This is a genomic window from Halarchaeum sp. CBA1220 (assembly GCF_003721175.2).
GTDB lineage: Archaea > Halobacteriota > Halobacteria > Halobacteriales > Halobacteriaceae > Halarchaeum > Halarchaeum grantii.
The window spans coordinates 954,950-971,474 of the sequence record NZ_CP054707.1 but is presented as its reverse complement, the minus strand read 5'-3'; the positions used below and the strand labels follow the sequence as shown (position 1 = coordinate 971,474).

The window sequence follows — 16,525 nt, the reverse complement described above, 5'->3', positions numbered from 1 at the left end:
TTACGTACCGTGGGGCTACAGATGAGTGAGTCCGGGTAGGGTAGTGGACTATCCTCTTGGCTTGCGGAGCCAGGGACCGGAGTTCAAATCTCCGTCCGGACGTTCCTTCACTTCACTACGCGACGAGCCTTCGGCTCGTCGCTTCGTTTCGTTCAGTCACGTCCGGACTCGCGAGACGCGTTGCGTCTCGCTGGCCCGCGAGAACGACGCGTCGTTCTCGCGGACTCCGTCCGGACTTCGGTTCGTGTTCTGTTCGGCCGGCCTCGATTCGCGGTTCGCTTGGTCGGCCGCAACCCGTGTTCTGTTCGGCCGGCCTCGGTTCGTGATTCGGTCGGTCGGCGTCAGTCTCGGGTTCGGGGGACGCCACGCATTTCTCCGTTCGACGCGAAACGCGGGTATGGAGGCAGCGCTTCGCGCGGGCATCGCGCTCTACGACGCGGGTTACTACCACGGGGCGCACGACGCGTGGGAGGACGAATGGCTGGAGCAGGCCGAGGGCGACGACGAGCGACTGCTGCACGGCCTCATCCAGTGCGGCGCGGCGGTCCACCACGCCCGAGCCCGGAACTGGGAGGGCGCGACCGGGGTGGCGGCGAGCGCGCGCGACTACCTCGACGCGGTCCCGCCGGGCCATCGCGGGGTGAACGTCGAGGCGGCTGCGGCGTACCTCGACGTGCTGGCGCGCGACCCCGAAGTGATCGAGCGCCGGCGGCCGGTCCGGCTCACGCATCGGGGCTCGACGGTCGCGCTCGCGGCCCTCGACGCGCCGGCGGCGGTCACGGCGGCGGTCGTCATCGCGGACGCCGAGGGGTACAAGAGCGAGACGTTCGAGCGCGCCGCGACGTACGCGCGCGAGGGGCTCGCCGACGGCGAGTTGAACGAGTACGGCGTCTTCCTCTGTGACTTCGCGGTCGAGCGCGAGAAGCGAGAGTTGATCACGACGCGACTCGCCGAGCACGTCGAGCGGCGGCGAGCGCGCGAGAAGGACGTCGAGGGACTGTTCGGGTAGGTCGAGCGCTCAGACGAGCGCGAGGTATGCGGCGACGGCGAGGCAGGCGGCGCCGAGCGCGCGGACGATCCAGAGCCGCGTCGAGCCCGCCTCGGCGTCACCGTACGGCCCGGTGCGGCCGGGCGAGCTGGTGCCGAGGACGCTCAACCGGAGGACGACGTCCGGCCGGGCGAGACAGAGCAGGCCGAGCGCGGCGCCGAGGCCGACGGCGAGCGTCGTGCGCGCGTCCATCTACTCGCGGAGGCGCTGGATGCGCTTCTCGACCGGCGGGTGGGTGGCGACGAGCTTCGTGACGAGCGAGCGCTCGTCGTCGTCGAAGATGCAGAGCGCGCCGACCTGATCGTTCACGCCGCCCTGGTTCTGCGAGCGCCCGCTGCCGCGGCCGCGACCACGGGACGGGCTCCGGGAGCGCGACCCGCTCGCGCTCGGCTGCTGGTTGCCGCGCTGGATCTTCTCGAGGGCGCGCGCGAGCGGCTCGCCGCTCCCGATGTACTCCTTCGCGTCGGCGTCCGCGACGTACTCCCGATAGCGGCTGATGGCGAGCACGAAGATCATCACGAAGAACTGGACGACGTTCCCGACGACGATGGCGAGGAAGAAGTCCGCGAGGTCGTTGTCGCCCGTGAAGAGGACGACGTACTGGGCGACGATGCCGACGATGGAGGCGATGCCCTGCCCGACGACCATCGTGACGACGTCGCGGTTCTTGATGTGCGCGAGCTCGTGCGCGAGCACGCCCTCAAGTTCGTCGTCCTCGAGGATGTCGGCGAGCTCCTGCGAGACGACGACGATGCCGGCGCCCTTGCGGCCGACGGCGAAGGCGTTCGGGACGCCCATCTGCGCGACCTTCAGCGTGGGCTTCTCGATGCCCATGTCGTCGCTGAGGCGCTCGACGCGGCGGTGGACGTCCCCCCACCGACCCGTCTCCGGCATGTCCTCGGCGCCGACGGAGCGCAACGCCATCCACTTGCCGACCTTGTACTGGATACCGACGAGGGCGACGCTCCCGACGAGGACGATTGGGAGGACGCCGGTGCCGAACATCGCCATCGCGACGACGGCGACGACGGCGTAGAACGCGAAGAGAATCGCGCCCACGACCGCCATCCGGGCTTTGAGTCCGGGGTGTCTCATGGACGCCGATACGAGTTTATACCGGATAAGTTGGGTGGTGACGGGTCAGGTCCGAAAGCCGTAGACGTGGCCGTCGCTCGTCGCGGCGAACGCGGCGTCCCCGTCGACGACGGGCGTCGTGAGACCCACGCCGGCGTCGACGGTGACGGAGCGGACGGGGTCGCCGGTGGCGGCGTCGCGGACGACGAGCGTCGACGGAACGGCGCCGTCGGCTGCGGACGAGACGTAGGCGACGCGCGAGCGGCCGGCGACGAGGGCACTGTCGACGGCGACCTCGGTCCCCCAGCGGCGCTCGCCGGTCGCGGCGTCGAAGACGTGGAGAAACCCCCGGCTCAGGACGTAGAGGCGGCCGTCGACGGGCGGGCCGGTGACGAGGCCGCCCCACCGGGATTCGGCCGACCAGCGTCGTTCGCCGGTGGCGGCGTCGTAGGCTTCGGCGGTCTCGCCGCCCGCGTAGACGACGCCGTCGGCGGCCGCATACGAGGGGACGCGGCGCTCGGGGCCGCGCCAGCGCACGTCGCCCGTCGCCGGATCGAGGCCGGCGAGCGACGGCCGGTCCTCGGGTTCGAAGCCCGCGACGAGCGTGTCGCCGGCGACGCGGACGCCGTCGGTGAGTCCGCCGGACGCCGACCAGCGCGGGCTCCCGCCGTCGGTCGAGACGGCGCGCACGCCCGAGAAGGACTCGACGTAGACGCCGCCCGCGCCGAACGCCCACCCGGACGGGTCGCCGACCGCCGCGGTCCACGAGACGTCGCCGCTCGCGGCGTCGAGCGCGTAGAGCGTCTCGCCCTCGTTCTGGAGGTAGTCGTCGCTCGTCGCCGCGTAGGCGGTGCCCTCGCGAACGCCGAGAAGCGTGAGGAAGCCGTGTTCGTCGGGCGTGAACGACCACGTCTCGCTCCCATTGGTGGCGTCGAACGCGGCGGCGCGAAAGTCGCCGCCGGAGACGCCCGTCCGCGCGCCCGCGACGGCGTAGACGGTGTCGCCGACGACGGTCGGCGTGGCGCCCCCGCCGCCGGTGCCGCCGAAGAAGCCCGCGCCGGCGTCCGTCGTCCAGCGCTCCTCGCCCGTCTCCGGGTCGAGGGCGTGGAGCGTGCCGTCGGCCGACCCGGCGTAGAGGGTGCCGTCCGCGAGCGCGGGCCCGAGCGCCGTCTCGCCGCCGAGGGCGCGTTCCCACGCCGCGTCGATGCCGTCCGTCGCGCCGCCGGACGCCGACGTGGACGTTGGCGACTCCTCGTTCGTCGTGGAACTCGACGGGGCGGAACAGCCCGCGAGGCCGGCGAGGAGCGCCCCGCCGCCCGCGCGGAGGGCGTCGCGGCGCGTGAGCTCGGACATACGCCGGGCTACTCGCGGTCGGGGTAAGTGTCTCGTGGTGGGTGAAACCGCGACTGCGGGCTACGCGTCGTCCTTCGGTTCGCCCTGGTTCGTGAAGTCGGCGGAGTTGTCGCTCGGACTGTAGCCGAGGACGTCCTTCGCGCGCTCCAGCGAGTAGTACTTGCGGTCGTTGTCGCTGATGCCGTAGACGATCTCGTAGCCGTAGTCGGCCTCGATGCAGCGCTCGAAGAGGTGCGCGCAGTCCCGGTAGGAGAGCCACATCGCCTGCCCGCGCTCGTAGTCGATTGGCGGGTGGCCCTTCGTGAGGTTGCCGATGCGGACGCAGACGACGGAGAGGTCGTGCTCGTCGTGGTAATACCGACCGAGGGTCTCGCCGGCGGCCTTCGAGACGCCGTAGAGGTTCGAGGGGCGCGGGAGTTCGCTCCCGTCGAGGAGGTAGTCGTCGTGCGTCCGGTAGATGTCGGGTTTGCGCTCGGTCTCGTAGTGGCCGACCGCGTGGTTCGAGGAGGCGAACGCGACCTTCTCGACGCCGGCGTCGACGGCGGCCTCGTAGACCGTCTGCGCGCCGTCGATGTTGTTCTGGAGGACGGAGTTCCACGGCGCCTCCGGGCGCGGGTCGCCGGCGAGGTGGATGACCGCGCCGACGCCCTCGACCGCGTCGCGGACCGCCTCGTCGTCGGTGACGTCGGCGACGACGAACTCGTGGTCGGTCTCCTCGGCGGGCGGTTCGCGGTCGAGGAACCGCCAGTCGTAGTCCTCGGCGATGCCGCCACGGATGGCTCGCCCGACACGCCCCTCCGCGCCCGTGAGGAGAACCGGTTCGTCCATTCGACTACGTGTGTGGCGGCGACGGTAAAGTAAGGCGCGGTTCTTAGCTGTCGACGGCGGTCGGCTGCGGCGTCACGCCGCCCGCGTCGTCGTCGCCGTTCTCATCGACGGCCGGGGCGTCGTCGCCGGTGAGCTGCTCGTAGGCGGCGACGGTGGTGGCGATGCTCAGCACGGTGAAGTAGCCGGAGACGAGGGCGGTGCCGAGGAAGCCGACGTAGGGAACGAGGCCGAAGATACCGCCGGCGACGGCGTTCGCGATGCCGGCGACGAGGGCGTAGACGAAGCCGAGGCCGAAGAGCCGGAGGCGATTCCCGCTCGTGAGCGACCACGACTGCTTGAGCGCGGTGATGGCGCCGTCGTCCTCGGCGGCGATGCGCAGGGGCGCGAACCAGAGCGCCGTGACGAGGAAGATGAAGACGATCTGCCCGAGGACGGGGACGACGTTCACGAGCGCGATGAAGAAGAATATCACGCCGAAGAGGACGTAGTGGGCGAACGCGCCGAGCGCGCGTCGCGTGAAGAGGTCCGCAGTGAGCGCGTCGACGTCGTCGACGAACGCCCGGAAGAGGGCGATGTAGACGAAGACGAACCCGACGGCGAGCAGGACGTAGAGGAGGGCGACGCCGCCCAGACCGATCGGGAGGACCGGGCCGCTGGTGAGGTCCGCGACCGACATCCCCTGCGGGAGGTCGCGGCCCTGGAGGAGGCGGGCGACGTAGGTCGACGCGGAGGCGCTTGCGAGGGCTTGGAAGACGAACGCGAGGACGACGAACGGGAGCGCGACGCGCGTCGTGCTCCGCTGAATGCCGTCTTCGAGGGCTTGGCCGATTTTCAGGGACATCGTCGTGAGATTCACCGGCCCAGTCCTTGGGCTTTACCCCGGTTTCGGTTGGTATCGGCGGCTGACCGACGCACGTCGCGGAATCGGCGGCGCACGCGGACGGTAATCGCTTTCAGGGCGACGGCCACAGTCCGAGTATGGTCACGAGTGCCGAGGAGGCGTGTTTCGAGGTCGGCATCAAGTTCGGAACGCTCTACCACCAGTTCGCGGGCACGCCGGTCAGCCCCCGGAGCGCGGGGAGCCTCGAGCGCGCCATCGAGGAGGCCATCGAGAACCAGCCCCACTGCGTCGACGTCACCGTGGACGTGCTCGGGGAGGCGTTGCGCGCCGAGCTCGACGACTCGTCGGCGGAGTACACGGAGCTCACGGGGCGCTTCATGGAGGTCGAGGTGGTCGTCGACTACGAGGGGACGCGCGCCGTCGCGCGCATGGAGATGGAGGGCGACTACCCCCTGATGCGCCTCGTCGACGTCGAGTAGGCCGCCGACGCGAGCAGGGACCGCGTGCGGGGCCGACGGAACGGCTCTCGGGGCGCGGTTTTAAACGGGTGGGCGTCCGTACCACGCGTATGAGCCAATCGGACCTGAGCGACGACGAGCTGTTCGGTGAGGCGGCGAGCGAGATTCGGGCGGACGTCGAGGAGCACCTCGCGGCGGCGCGCGACGCGCTCCCGACGGCGGCGGCCGTGTGGGACGTCGAAGCGGACAACACGCTCGGCGTGCTGAACGGCCTCAGAACCGCGCTCGCCGTCGACGAGGTCCGGGAGCACCTCCGTGACGCGAAGAAGTGGTACACGATCGGCGAGCGCGCGGACGCCTTCGAGGACGCCGACGACCTCGAGGAGGAGATCGAGCGCATCGAGGACGTCCTCGACGACCTCGAGGAGGTGAGCGACGCGGTCGGCGAACTCGCCTCGACGGTGCCCGAGCTCCGCGGCGAACTCGAGGAGTTGCACGCGGACGCCGACGACGAGAGCGAGTAGGGCTACTTGTGCGGCGGGCGGTCGTTCTCGCGGGCGACGACGGCGGCCACGAGGTCGCACAGCGACTCGACGGCGAGCGAGAGGAGTTCGGCGCCGCGTTCCGCGCTCCCGTCGCCGGGGTCGCCGACGACGCCGTTCTCCGAGAACTCGGCGGCGTCGTGCGCGAGGTTCGCGTGCGAGACCCACTCCCCCCAGCGCTCGCTCGCGCCGTCGCGCGCGGCGTCGACGCGGTCCTCGCGGACGAGGTCGGGGTCGGTGTGCCGGAGGAACGCGGTCTCGAGCGGGCCGGCGTGGCCCATGTCCGCCGAGTGCTCGCCGACGGCGTCGAACCACGTGAAGGGGACGGCGTAGGCGTCGTCGTGGCGCGTGATGGTCGCGGCGACTTCGCCGAGCGCGGGGACGTTCCCGCCGTGGCCGTTGACGAGGACGACGTCCGTCCAGCCGTGATGGGCGAGCGACGCGACGGTGTCGCGGACGTACGCGCGGAAGGTGTCGGGGGCGACCCAGAGCGTGCCGGTGAACTGGCGGTGCTCCTCGGAGACGCCGACGGAGACGGTGGGGGCGACGAGGAGCGACCCCGCGTTCGCGTCGTCGTAGGCGTCGGCGGCGCGCTCGGCGACGGTTTCGGCGGCGATGGCGTCCGTTCCGAGCGGGGCGTGCGGGCCGTGCTGCTCGGTGCTTCCGACCGGGAGGAGGACGGCGTCGACGTCGGCGGCGTCGGCGTCCGTCCACGTGGCGTCCGTGAGGCGCATACCGACTCGGACGGCCGGACGGGCCTTGTAGGCACGGGAGTGGGAGAAGCGGAGCAGAAGCGGGTTCGTGTCGCGTCGAGTGGCGGCTGACGGGTTCCCGGACGTATTTTCCGGTTTCTTCGCGGAGCTATCCGGGGACAAATAGGTTAGGTGGCCAGAGAAACTAAGGTGAACTATTCCCTACCGACGAGTGAGCCATGCCGGAGTGTCAGAACTGTGGGTCGTTTGTGACCGACGCGTACTCGCGAGTGTTCACCCCGGACGGACTCAGCGCGCCGCGCGTCTGTCCGAACTGTGAGGACAAGATCCGCGACGGAGCCGAGGTCCGCGAGGCCCGCTCGACCCGGCGCACGTAACGGTCGCGTCGAACCAGCCGCCCCTTCTCCGCCCGGCAGGAAGTCACGTCGCTTATAGGCGAGTAGGCCCTGTCGTTGTGTAATGAGTGAGTCGGAGCCACAGGTCACTCGCCTGTTCGGCGGTCCCGGGAGCGGGAAGACGACGGCGCTCCTCGACCGCGTCGAGGAGATTCTCGAAGACGACGACGTCGAGATCAACGACGTGCTCGTCGTCTCCTACACCCGAGCGGCGGCGGCGGAGGTGCGCGAGCGTCTCGCCGAGCGCCTCGACGTGAGCCCGCGGTCGCTGCGCGGGAACGTCAGCACGATGCACGCGAAAGCGTACGAACTCCTGAACCTCTCGCGCGGCGACGTCGTCGGCGAGGACGACAAGGAGGCGTTCTGCGAGGACTACGGCCTCCCCTACGAGGACGAGTACGCGTCGGGGTCGCGGCGCACCGCGCGCTCGACGACACTCGGCAACAAGGTCATCGCGACCAGCCAGTGGCTCCAGCGAACCGGCCGCGACGTCTCCGAGTGGTACGACGTGCCCTTCCGCTGGGACGAGGAGGAAGTGCGTCTCCCGCCCGAAATCGACGACAACGCGCAGGTCGGGAACAAGTACACGCCGACGTGGCCGTCGAGCGACGACCGCTACGACATCCCCGAGTCCATTCGCGCCTGGCGCGCCTACAAGGGCGAGAACGACCTCGTCGGCTTCGCGGACATGCTCGAGCGCGTCCAGCAGCGCTCGCTCGTCCCGAACGTCGACTACCTCGTCATCGACGAGTTCCAGGACATCACGAGCCTCCAGTATCAGGTCTATCAGGAGTGGCGTCCCCACATGGAGGCCGTCCTCATCGCCGGCGACGACGACCAGGTCGTCTACGCGTGGCAGGGCGCGGACCCCGACCTCCTCCTCGACACGGAGGTGACGGAGAACGTCGTCCTCCCGAACTCCTATCGCCTCCCCTCGGAGGTCCTGAAGGTCGTCCAGCAGGAGGTCAGCCACATCACCCACCGCCAGGAGAAGGACCTGAACCCGCGCAAGGAGGGCGGGACGGTCGAGGCCGTCGACTCGCCGTCGATGCTCGACCTCGTGCGGAACGTTCGGCGGACCATCGAGACCACCGACGAGACGGTGATGATCCTCTTCCGCGCGCGCTACCAGCTCTTCGACTTCGTCGACGAGTTCATCACCGAGGGCATCCCGTTCAAGGCGCTCACCGACCAGCGCCTCTGGACGGACCGCCTCCAGCAGTACGTCAACGCCGTCGAGGCCATCGACGCCGGCGAGCCCGTCACCGGCGTGCAGGCTCGCCGCCTGATGGACATGCTGCAGGACTCCGCGTTCGGCACGAGCGAGCGGAGCGACTTCCGCGACGAGATCGACGCCCGGCGCGCCGAAGCGGGCGAGGGCGAGGAGGACGCCGACCTCGACACGATGGAGTTCAGCGCGGAGTTCATCCGCAACTGGGTGCCCTTCGTCCCCGCGCCCGCCGCCGCCGCCGACATGCTCCGGAAGGTCACGCGCTACCAGCGCCGCTCCATCGACGCCTACTTCCGCGGCGACTACCAGGGCATGGACTCGGACCGCGTTCGCGTGGGCACCATCCACTCCGCGAAGGGTCGCGAGGCCGACCACGTCTTCCTCGGCACCGACCTCACGGAGAAGGTCGTCGAGCAGATGGCGGCCACCGTCGACCCCGACGACCTCCCCGAGGGCGTCGAGGAGTTCACGCGACAGACCGACCCCGTCCCCATCCTCACGGACAACGAGCGCCGCGTCTTCTACGTCGGGATGTCCCGCGCGCGAGAGCGCCTCGTCCTCATGCAGAACCTCGTGACGGGCGCGCCGACGCTCCCGCTCGACGTCCTGCTCTACGGCAAGCCGACCGGCGAGACGCTGGAGGAGGCGCTGGCGAACGCCGCCGCGCCCATCTCGATCAACTAGATGTCGAGTCGGGGCGCGGCGGCCGTCGAGCGAGCGCTCGCCGACCGCGACGCGGCGGCGTTCGTCCACGTCGGCCCGCCCTGCGACCCGGACCTCCGGTATCTCGCGGGCATCTCACGCCTCGAGGCGCCCTGCGCGTACGTCCAGACCGCGACCGGCGAGCGCCTGCTCTGTCCCGGCCCCGGCGACGCCGCCGTCGCACGCGAGCGCTTCGGCGGGGCGGTTCGGGACGCGGCGTCGTTCGACGCGGACGCGGCGGGCGCGCGCGCCGCCGCGCTCGTCGCCGCGACGTGCGGCGAGGGCGCGACCGTGCTCGTGGCGCCGGACGTCCCGCACGCGAGCGCCGTCTACCTCGAACGCGACGGCCACACCGTGGCGTCGACGGACGCGCTGGAGCGCGCACGCGCCGTGAAGGGCGATTCGGAGGTCGAGCGGCTACGGAGCGTGCAGCGGGCCGCGACGGCGGGCGTCGCGCGCGCCGAGACGGTCCTCGCGGAGAGCACCGCCAGCGCGGACGGGCTCGTCTACGAGGGCAACACCGTGACGACGACGCGGCTCGCCCGCGAAGTGGACGCGGCGCTTGCGGAGGCGGGCGTCACGAGCGCGGGGAACACCCTCGTCGCCGCCGGCACGGACGCCGCCGCGCCGCGTCTCGCGGACGAGCGAGCGGTGGACGCGGGCGAGACGGTGCTCGTCGACGTCGCGCCGCGCGGCCCTGCGGGGTACCACGGCCGACTCGCGCGGACGTTCGTCGTCGACACGGCGGGCGGGTGGGACCGGCGCGCGCACCTCGCGGTGACGCGCGCCCGCGAGGCCGGCCTCGACGAGGTCGGCGCGGGCGTCGAGACGAGCGTCGTCCACACGGAGACGGCGGGCGAAGCGATGGCCTACGGCTTCGACGTCGGCCCCGACTCTCCTTCGGGGTTCTCCGGGCCGGCGGGTCACGGCGTCGGCCTCGCGGCGCGCGAAGCGCCGTCGTTCGAGCGCGCGGAGACGCTCGCGGCCGGCCACGTCGTCGCGCTCGCCCCCGAGGTCGGGGACCCGGAGCGCGGCGGCGTCCGCGTCGCCGACCTGCTCGTCGTCACCGAGGACGGCTACGAGCTCCTCGCGGACTACCCGACTAGCATCACGCCCGCGCGGCGCTAGTTCTCGCGCTCGCGCCGCGTCTCGGCGTCGGGGTCCTTCGCGACGGCGCCGACGACGCGCTCGACGGCGCCGACCGCGACGTCGTCCGGCGTCAGGAGGTAGCGTTCGACGCCGAGGACGAGCGCGGCGAGTCCGAGGAAGAGGAGCGCGAGCGCGTCGCCCGCGAATGCGAACTGCGCGCCGAGGACGATGAGCGGCGCGCAGAACGCGAGCGTGACGACGAACGAGAGCTGTGAGAGGACGCCCATCGAAGCGCGTCTAGTGCCCCGACCGGGGTAGGCGTTGCGCCGCGCGGCGGGAGCCGAGAGCGACAGCACTTTCGTTACGCGTCCCGGATTCGGGACCATGTTCACGGGTATCGTCGAAACCACCGGCCGGGTCGCGGCGGTCGAGGACGGCGACGACGGCCGGCGGTTCCGCATCGAAACCGACGACATCGGCGGCTTCTCGCACGGGCAGAGCGTCGCCGTCGACGGCGTCTGCCTGACGGTCGAGGAGCACGGCGAAACGGCGGACGCTCCGGAGACCGAGGGCGGCGAGCAAAGCGAAGCGCGAGGCGGCTGGTTCTCCGTCTTCCTCGCGGAGGAGACGCTCGCGCGCACCAGCCTCGCCGCGAAGCGCGACGGCGACCGGGTGAACCTCGAGCGCGCGCTCCCCGCAGACGGTCGCCTCGACGGCCACGTCGTCCAGGGACACGTCGACACCACGACGGAGGTCGTCGCCGTCGAGTCGGTCGGCGAGGATTACCGGTACACGTTCGCGCTCCCCGACGGCCACGAGCGCTACGTCGCCGAGAAAGGGTCGATTGCGCTCGACGGCGTGAGCCTCACCGTCGCGAGCGTGGACGACGACGCCGGGACGTTCGACGTCGCGCTCATCCCGACGACGCACGCCGAAACGACGCTCGGCGAACGCGCCCCCGGTGACGCCGTGAACGTCGAAGTGGACGTCGTCGCGAAGTACGTCGAGCGCCTCGAGGCCTACTAGGGCCGGTCGTCACCGACGTACTCCACGGCGGGCGTGAGGTCCTCGAAGGAGTCCTCGTAGGCTTTCCCCGCGTCGAGGTCGTCGTACGCCCGGCGGTAGCGCGAGAGCTTCCGGTAGAGGACGTAGAGGAAGAAGCCGTCGTAGACGAGGACGAACCCGATGAAGACGAGCAGGTTCCAGTTCGGGAGGAGCGCCGGCAGGTAGGTGACGGACGTGTTGTAGATCGCGTGGATGCTCGCCGCGATCACGAGCCCCTTCACGACTATCGGGCCGCGGTTCTCCGGGTTGAACTTCGCGAGACCGAGGTAGTAGCCGGCGAACGCCGAGTAGATGACGTGGCCCGGCCCGGCGAAGGTGCGGAGCGCCGCCGTCTGGAAGGCCTGCTGGAAGCCGACCTGCATCGTCGCGCTGTTCGCCGCGCTCAGGAACTGGCCCGTGATGTAGATGGTGTTCTCGATGGTCGCGAAGCCGAGGCCGGCGGCCGCCCCGTAGACCGCGCCGTCGACGACCGCGTCGAACTTCTCGGAGCGGAAGGCGTAGAGGCGGACGGCGAGCCACTTCACCGTCTCCTCGACGGGGCCGACGACGAGCCAGAAGAAGAGCACCATCCCGACGACCGGAATCGCCGTCAGGAACCCCTTGAGGACGGAGTTGAGCACGGCGGCGAAGCCGGCGAAGAGGAAGCCGAGGACGAACGTGATGACGAGCATCGGCAGCGGTTCGCGCATCGTCACGTCCATCCGCCAGACGTAGACGACGAGCGCCGCCGCCGGCACGACCGAGAGCAACACGTAGACGCCGAGCACCGGGTTCTGGACCGTCGCCGCGCCGACGATGAGGAACTGCCCGAGGAGGATGAGCGCCGCGAGGCCGATGACGCCCCACCGACTCCCCGACTTGAGGAAGCCGTGGAGGCGGACCGCGAAGTGATCAAGCGGCGTCCGGTTCTCCCAGGACGCGACGTCGTAGAGGTCCGCACCGTCGGCGACCCGCTGTATCGGATCACGCTTCTCTGGCATGGCAGGCCGTACAGACGCGGACGGCTAAGGTCTTCGGGCAAACCGAGGGGTGGGCTGTCCGGGCGGACCGCCGCGGATAGCGACGTTTTTTCACCCGACCGGCCGTAGCTCGCGGTATGCTCTTCGACCAGCGGACCCGGACGGCGCTCCGGGAGGCCGGCCTGTCCGCGGAGGAACTCCGCGACGTGGAGCGGGAGGTCACACAGGAGGCGCGCGCGACCGCCGACGAAGTGAGCGCGTTCTTCGACGAGCACGACACGCTCTACTCCGACATGGAGCAGACGCACTCGAACGCGGCGTTCCCCGAGCACGCGGTCGACTACTGCGACCTCTTCACGCACAGTCAGGACGTTCGGGGCTTCCTCCGCTTCGACTCGTGGGGCGTCTACGTCGAGGGCGCGCGCGTTCTCACCGACGGAGTGGTCGAACTCGAACTCGGACAGCCCGTCCACGACCGCGTGCGCTTCGCGACGACGCGCGACGCCCTCGAATGAGCGCGCCACGCGTCCGCGTACGCGGCATCTACGCGACCGCCCTGACCGCGGCGTGCCTCGACGCCGGGTTCGACGTCGTGCAGGCCTCCGAGCCGATCCGCGAGCGCTTCGACGTCGCGTTCGCGAACGCGCCCGCTGACGTCGCCGTCGAGACGACGAGCGACCGACAGGGCGTCGGGCTCTCCGGTGACCCGGCGGGCGTCGCGGCCGTCCGCGAGCGCTGCGTCGGCGTCGGCCGCGACGCCCTCGACTGGGACGACCGCGTCCCGGCGGGCGCGGTGTTCGACGCACGCGTCGAGGAGACGACCGGCGGCGGCGCGATCCTCGACCTCGGCGACGGCCGCGAGGCCTACCTGCCGTTCGACGCCGCGGACGGCTACGTGGACGTCGGCGACGCCCGCCGCGTGCAGGTCCGGTCGCCCGCACCGCCGTGGCGGGACGGCCGCGCGACCGTCGCGACCGCGCTGCGCACGCCCGGCGTCGGGAGCGTCGCCGACCTCGAAGAGGGGGACGCGCTCGTCGCCGCGACACCCGACGGCACGGCCGAGCACGAGCTCGTGCAGACGACCGAACTCCTGAACGTCGACGTCCCCGAGCGATGGGCGATACGGTGGGGGCGCGCCGCCGAGGGCGCGTCGCTCGAGGAGCTACGCGACGCGCTCAAGGCCGCCGTCGAGCGCGCGTCCGAGATGGGGGCGGCGCTCGACGACGCGGGCGAGGTCGCCGAGCCGCGCGAGGTCTACCGGCCGACGGAGACGGCGTGGGTCTGGTTCGGCCGCGAGTCGCGCTTCGCGCTCGACGACCTGCGCGCGGCCGTCACGGCGACGATGCCCGGGCACCACCGGACGAAGGCGGCGACACACGCGGCGAGCACCGCCGTCGACTTCGCGGAGGCCGTCGGCGTCGATGCGGAGGAGTTCCCGTTCGCCGCCGTGTCCTCGGCGTTCGGCCCGCGCGAGGGGGATTCGCTCGCAATCGAGCACGGGAAGCCGAGCGGCCGCCTCGTCACGCTCGGCTCCGGGACCGTCACGTCCTGCGCGCCCGACGAGGGGACGCTCACGCTCGAGCGGGAGATGCACCCCGGCGGGACGTACGACGCGCTCGGCACGGAGCGCGAGGCCGGGGATGTGGCTGTCACGCGCTTCGAGGAGGGCCGCGAGTGGTACGCGACCGGCTACAAGGCCGCCGACGGCACGAGCAAGGGGACGTACGTGAACGTCTCGACGCCCGTCGAGCTCTTCCCGGACGCGATCCGCTACGTCGACCTCCACGTCGACGTCGTGAAGTACCCGGGTGGGGGAGTCGAGGTGGTCGACGAGGACGAACTCGAGGCGAGCGTCGAAGCGGGCGACGTCCCGCGCGCGCTCGCGGACCGCGCGCTCGCCGTCGCAAAGCGGTTAGCGAAGGGGCTACGCGACTGAACGCCGGACGAACAGACGACGGCAGGTGTGTCTCGCGGGCGGCCCGTCGCCGGGTTTCGCGTCGGCCGCGCCGCGACGGCGTCTCAGGACATGGGCGGGGCTGGTGCCGCTCTCGTACGTGAAGGCTCGTGGGGGACGGCTCGAGCCACATCGGCGAGCGTCCGGCGACCGAGTGGCTCGGAGAGCCCGGTAGGTCGCCGGTTCACTCGCGCAAGCGCGAGGCCCGAGCACCCTCAAAGGGGTGCGACGGTGCTTTTGCGTGCGAGGCGCTTCCGTCTCGCTGCATAGGAAGAAGCGACGCTTCTCCCGATGTCGAGCTTTTGCCGAGCGACGGTTCGCCGCCGCGCAGAGTAAAAGCTCGTTTAGAAGTGCATCCCGTCGGAGTTCGGACTCCCCTCACCGCGCCCGCCGCGTCCGCCCTCGTTCCGGTCGATACCCATGTAGCTCTCGGCCTGACCGGTGGTCCAGTCGCTCTCGGAGTCGTCGCTGAAGCGGACGGTGACGTCCGTGACGGCGTCGAAGTCGGCGGCGAGATCGGTCTTGATGCGGTGGGCGGTCCGGGGGCTGATGCCACAACCCGCGCAGGCGCCGCCGAGTTCGATGACGACTTCGCCGTCGTCGGGGTCGGCCTTCCGGACGGCGGAGTCGCCACCGTGCGTCTGGATGATGGGCATCTGGGCGGTGATCCACCGCTCGACGCGCCCGTGGAGGTCCTCGCCCTCGCCGTCCGCCTCGCTGGCCTCGCTCATAGGTACGAGATGCATCCGCACGCGTGAAAGGGTTCTGGTGTCGGCGACCGCGCTCGGACGGCACGAGCGACACCCCCACACCGGACATCGCGAGTTCTGGGGCGGGAGTCGGACGCGACGCCCCCACACACCGGACGTCGCGAGTTCCATTCGGGGCCTCGATCCGACGACACACCCACACCGGATGTCGTAAGTTCCCGCGAGCGAGACGGGGGGAGAGGGAGGGACGCGGCGACGCGGAGACACACCGTCCGTCGCGAGTTCCGCTACCGGGGACGCGCGGGCGACGGCTCAGCGATACGTGGGCGAGGGCAGTCCGATATCGGCGTCGGAGGCGAGGATGTCGACGACGGGGTCGGTGGCGACGGTCGCACGGTACTCGTTGTACCGGCCGCCCTGTCGACCTTCGTTCGCCTGCGTCTTCGAGGCGAACCCGAGCATCGCGAGTTCGTCGAGTTGGTCGCGGAACCGGTCGAGCGAGAGCGGGTCGGAGCCGTTGTAGGTGACGATGCGCTCGTACTGCTGGTAGACGTCCTTCGTGCGGGAGGCGGAGTCGGTCCGCTGGCTCAGGCTGACGAGCGCGAGGAGGCTGTACTGGGCGTGAACCGTCTGATCACGGATGCGGTCCTCGATGCGGCCGCGTTCGAGTTCGTCCTCGGCCTCGTCGACGAGCGACTCGGTGAGGACGCCGTCGCGTTCCTCCGCGAGGTCGCCGGCGACCATCAGGAGTTCGAGGGCTTGGCGCGCGCTCCCCCGGTCCCGGGCGGCGATCGCGGCGGTCTTCCGGAGCGCGCCGGCGTCGTAGGTGTCCGGGCGGAGCGCCTTCGTCGCGCGCTGCTCGAGGATGGCGTAGAGTTGCTCGGCGTCGTACTGGCTGAAGTTGATCTCGCGCTCGCAGAGCGTGTCCTTCACCTTCGGCGAGAGGTTCTGGCGGAACTGGTAGTCGTTCGAGATACCGATGATGCCGAGTCGCACGTTCTCGAGGTTCCCGTTCGCGCGAGCGCGCGGGAGCTGATAGAGGAGGCCGTCGTCGCTCCCGATGGAGTCGATCTCGTCGAGCGCGATGAGGACGGTCCCGCCGAGGTCGTCGAGTTCGCGCCACAGCATGTTGTAGAGGTCCTGTGGCGCGTGGCCGGTCGCGGAGACCTGCTCGTGCGGGCCGCGCAGGGCGTTCAAGAGCGCGATGAGCGCCTGATACGACGTCGAGGAGTACTGGCAGTTGACGAGGAGCGTCGTGATTTCGGAGTCGACGCTCGGGTCCTCGTCGACCTCCGTTTCGAGGACTTCGAGGAGGTACTTCGTGACCGCGGTCTTCCCGACGCCGGTCTTCCCGTAGATGAAGACGTTGTCGGGGTGCGCACCGTGTCGGGCGGGATTCAGCGCGCTCGCGTAGGCCTGAATCTCGTCGTCGCGTTCGAGGATCTCGTCGGGCTCGTAGTCCTCCTTCAGGACGTCCCGATTCCGGAAGACGGATTCGAACTCCTCGAACGGACTCTCGGACATACGTATCGGTCGCCCGCTACCGTATATAATACCACCGAT

General features: G+C 70.6%; 18 protein-coding genes and 1 tRNA gene. 9 read left to right on the top strand and 10 right to left on the bottom strand.

Going from position 1 to position 16,525, the window contains the following annotated elements; translation table 11 throughout:
• The first annotated feature begins 29 nt into the window (after window positions 1-29).
• Together EFA46_RS05235 and EFA46_RS05230 are read left to right on the top strand one after the other, a co-directional pair.
• Window positions 30-102, top strand: a tRNA-Arg gene (locus EFA46_RS05235).
• A gap of 295 nt (window positions 103-397) precedes the next feature.
• Window positions 398-1,009 (top strand): DUF309 domain-containing protein, encoded by a 612-nt coding sequence (locus EFA46_RS05230; RefSeq protein WP_123074304.1) that lies wholly within the window; start codon window positions 398-400, stop codon window positions 1,007-1,009.
• Between the two features lie 9 nt (window positions 1,010-1,018).
• Here EFA46_RS05230 and EFA46_RS05225 read toward each other — a convergent pair whose 3' ends face one another.
• The 5 genes from EFA46_RS05225 to EFA46_RS05205 all read right to left on the bottom strand — a co-directional run bounded on the left by EFA46_RS05225 (window position 1,019) and on the right by EFA46_RS05205 (window position 5,144).
• Window positions 1,019-1,240 carry a hypothetical protein gene (locus tag EFA46_RS05225; protein WP_123074305.1) on the bottom strand — a complete coding sequence of 74 codons (222 nt, stop codon included), beginning with the start codon at window positions 1,238-1,240 and terminating at the stop codon, window positions 1,019-1,021.
• Window positions 1,241-2,116, bottom strand: coding sequence for a M48 family metallopeptidase (locus EFA46_RS05220; protein WP_176969875.1), 876 nt, complete (start codon window positions 2,114-2,116; stop codon window positions 1,241-1,243).
• 72 nt (window positions 2,117-2,188) lie between these two features.
• Window positions 2,189-3,475: a PQQ-binding-like beta-propeller repeat protein gene (locus EFA46_RS05215; protein ID WP_123074307.1), complete on the bottom strand. Its 1,287-nt coding sequence runs from the start codon at window positions 3,473-3,475 to the stop codon at window positions 2,189-2,191.
• Window positions 3,476-3,535: 60 nt separating this feature from the next.
• Complete coding sequence (gene azf, locus EFA46_RS05210; RefSeq protein WP_123074308.1) at window positions 3,536-4,303, bottom strand: NAD-dependent glucose-6-phosphate dehydrogenase Azf; 768 nt, start codon at window positions 4,301-4,303, stop codon at window positions 3,536-3,538.
• Window positions 4,304-4,346: 43 nt separating this feature from the next.
• Entirely contained in the window at window positions 4,347-5,144 is a 798-nt protein-coding gene (locus EFA46_RS05205) for a hypothetical protein (protein WP_123074309.1), read from the bottom strand.
• Window positions 5,145-5,281: 137 nt separating this feature from the next.
• On the opposite strand from EFA46_RS05205, the gene EFA46_RS05200 reads away from it, so the two are divergent.
• Together EFA46_RS05200 and EFA46_RS05195 are read left to right on the top strand one after the other, a co-directional pair.
• A complete protein-coding gene (locus tag EFA46_RS05200) occupies window positions 5,282-5,623 on the top strand; it encodes a dihydroneopterin aldolase family protein (protein ID WP_123074310.1) in 342 nt (113 codons plus the stop codon).
• Window positions 5,624-5,712: 89 nt separating this feature from the next.
• A complete protein-coding gene (locus EFA46_RS05195; protein WP_123074311.1) occupies window positions 5,713-6,126 on the top strand; it encodes a DUF5790 family protein in 414 nt (137 codons plus the stop codon).
• Window positions 6,127-6,128: 2 nt separating this feature from the next.
• Here the strand turns inward: EFA46_RS05195 and EFA46_RS05190 are convergent, their stop codons facing one another.
• Window positions 6,129-6,878, bottom strand: a complete 750-nt coding sequence (locus tag EFA46_RS05190; RefSeq protein ID WP_123074312.1) for a creatininase family protein — start codon at window positions 6,876-6,878, stop codon at window positions 6,129-6,131.
• A 438-nt stretch (window positions 6,879-7,316) separates the two neighbouring features.
• Between EFA46_RS05190 and EFA46_RS05185 the strand changes: the two genes are divergently transcribed.
• A complete protein-coding gene (locus EFA46_RS05185; protein ID WP_123074313.1) occupies window positions 7,317-9,167 on the top strand; it encodes a UvrD-helicase domain-containing protein in 1,851 nt (616 codons plus the stop codon).
• Window positions 9,168-10,313 carry a Xaa-Pro peptidase family protein gene (locus tag EFA46_RS05180; RefSeq protein WP_123074314.1) on the top strand — a complete coding sequence of 382 codons (1,146 nt, stop codon included), beginning with the start codon at window positions 9,168-9,170 and terminating at the stop codon, window positions 10,311-10,313.
• Here EFA46_RS05180 and EFA46_RS05175 read toward each other — a convergent pair.
• Complete coding sequence (locus tag EFA46_RS05175) at window positions 10,310-10,561, bottom strand: hypothetical protein (RefSeq protein WP_123074315.1); 252 nt, start codon at window positions 10,559-10,561, stop codon at window positions 10,310-10,312. The two genes, EFA46_RS05180 and EFA46_RS05175, sit on opposite strands and share 4 nt — an antisense overlap.
• A gap of 97 nt (window positions 10,562-10,658) precedes the next feature.
• Here EFA46_RS05175 and EFA46_RS05170 point away from each other — a divergent pair, with 97 nt between their 5' ends.
• Window positions 10,659-11,300 carry a riboflavin synthase gene (locus EFA46_RS05170; protein WP_123074316.1) on the top strand — a complete coding sequence of 214 codons (642 nt, stop codon included), beginning with the start codon at window positions 10,659-10,661 and terminating at the stop codon, window positions 11,298-11,300.
• Here the strand turns inward: EFA46_RS05170 and EFA46_RS05165 are convergent.
• On the bottom strand, window positions 11,297-12,319 hold the full coding sequence (locus EFA46_RS05165) for a PrsW family intramembrane metalloprotease (protein WP_123074317.1): 1,023 nt from the start codon (window positions 12,317-12,319) through the stop codon (window positions 11,297-11,299). The two genes, EFA46_RS05170 and EFA46_RS05165, sit on opposite strands and share 4 nt — an antisense overlap.
• A 116-nt stretch (window positions 12,320-12,435) precedes the next feature.
• Between EFA46_RS05165 and EFA46_RS05160 the strand changes: the two genes are divergently transcribed.
• A complete protein-coding gene (locus EFA46_RS05160; RefSeq protein ID WP_123074318.1) occupies window positions 12,436-12,813 on the top strand; it encodes a hypothetical protein in 378 nt (125 codons plus the stop codon).
• Window positions 12,810-14,234: a DUF402 domain-containing protein gene (locus EFA46_RS05155; RefSeq protein WP_123074319.1), complete on the top strand. Its 1,425-nt coding sequence runs from the start codon at window positions 12,810-12,812 to the stop codon at window positions 14,232-14,234. The genes EFA46_RS05160 and EFA46_RS05155 overlap by 4 nt, the downstream gene beginning before the upstream one ends.
• 362 nt (window positions 14,235-14,596) lie before the next feature.
• On the opposite strand, the gene EFA46_RS05150 is transcribed toward EFA46_RS05155, so the two are convergent.
• Both EFA46_RS05150 and EFA46_RS05145 read right to left on the bottom strand, forming a co-directional pair.
• On the bottom strand, window positions 14,597-14,983 hold the full coding sequence (locus EFA46_RS05150; protein WP_123074320.1) for a NifU family protein: 387 nt from the start codon (window positions 14,981-14,983) through the stop codon (window positions 14,597-14,599).
• Between the two features lie 291 nt (window positions 14,984-15,274).
• Window positions 15,275-16,486: an orc1/cdc6 family replication initiation protein gene (locus tag EFA46_RS05145; RefSeq protein ID WP_123074321.1), complete on the bottom strand. Its 1,212-nt coding sequence runs from the start codon at window positions 16,484-16,486 to the stop codon at window positions 15,275-15,277.
• Window positions 16,487-16,525: the final 39 nt, after the last annotated feature.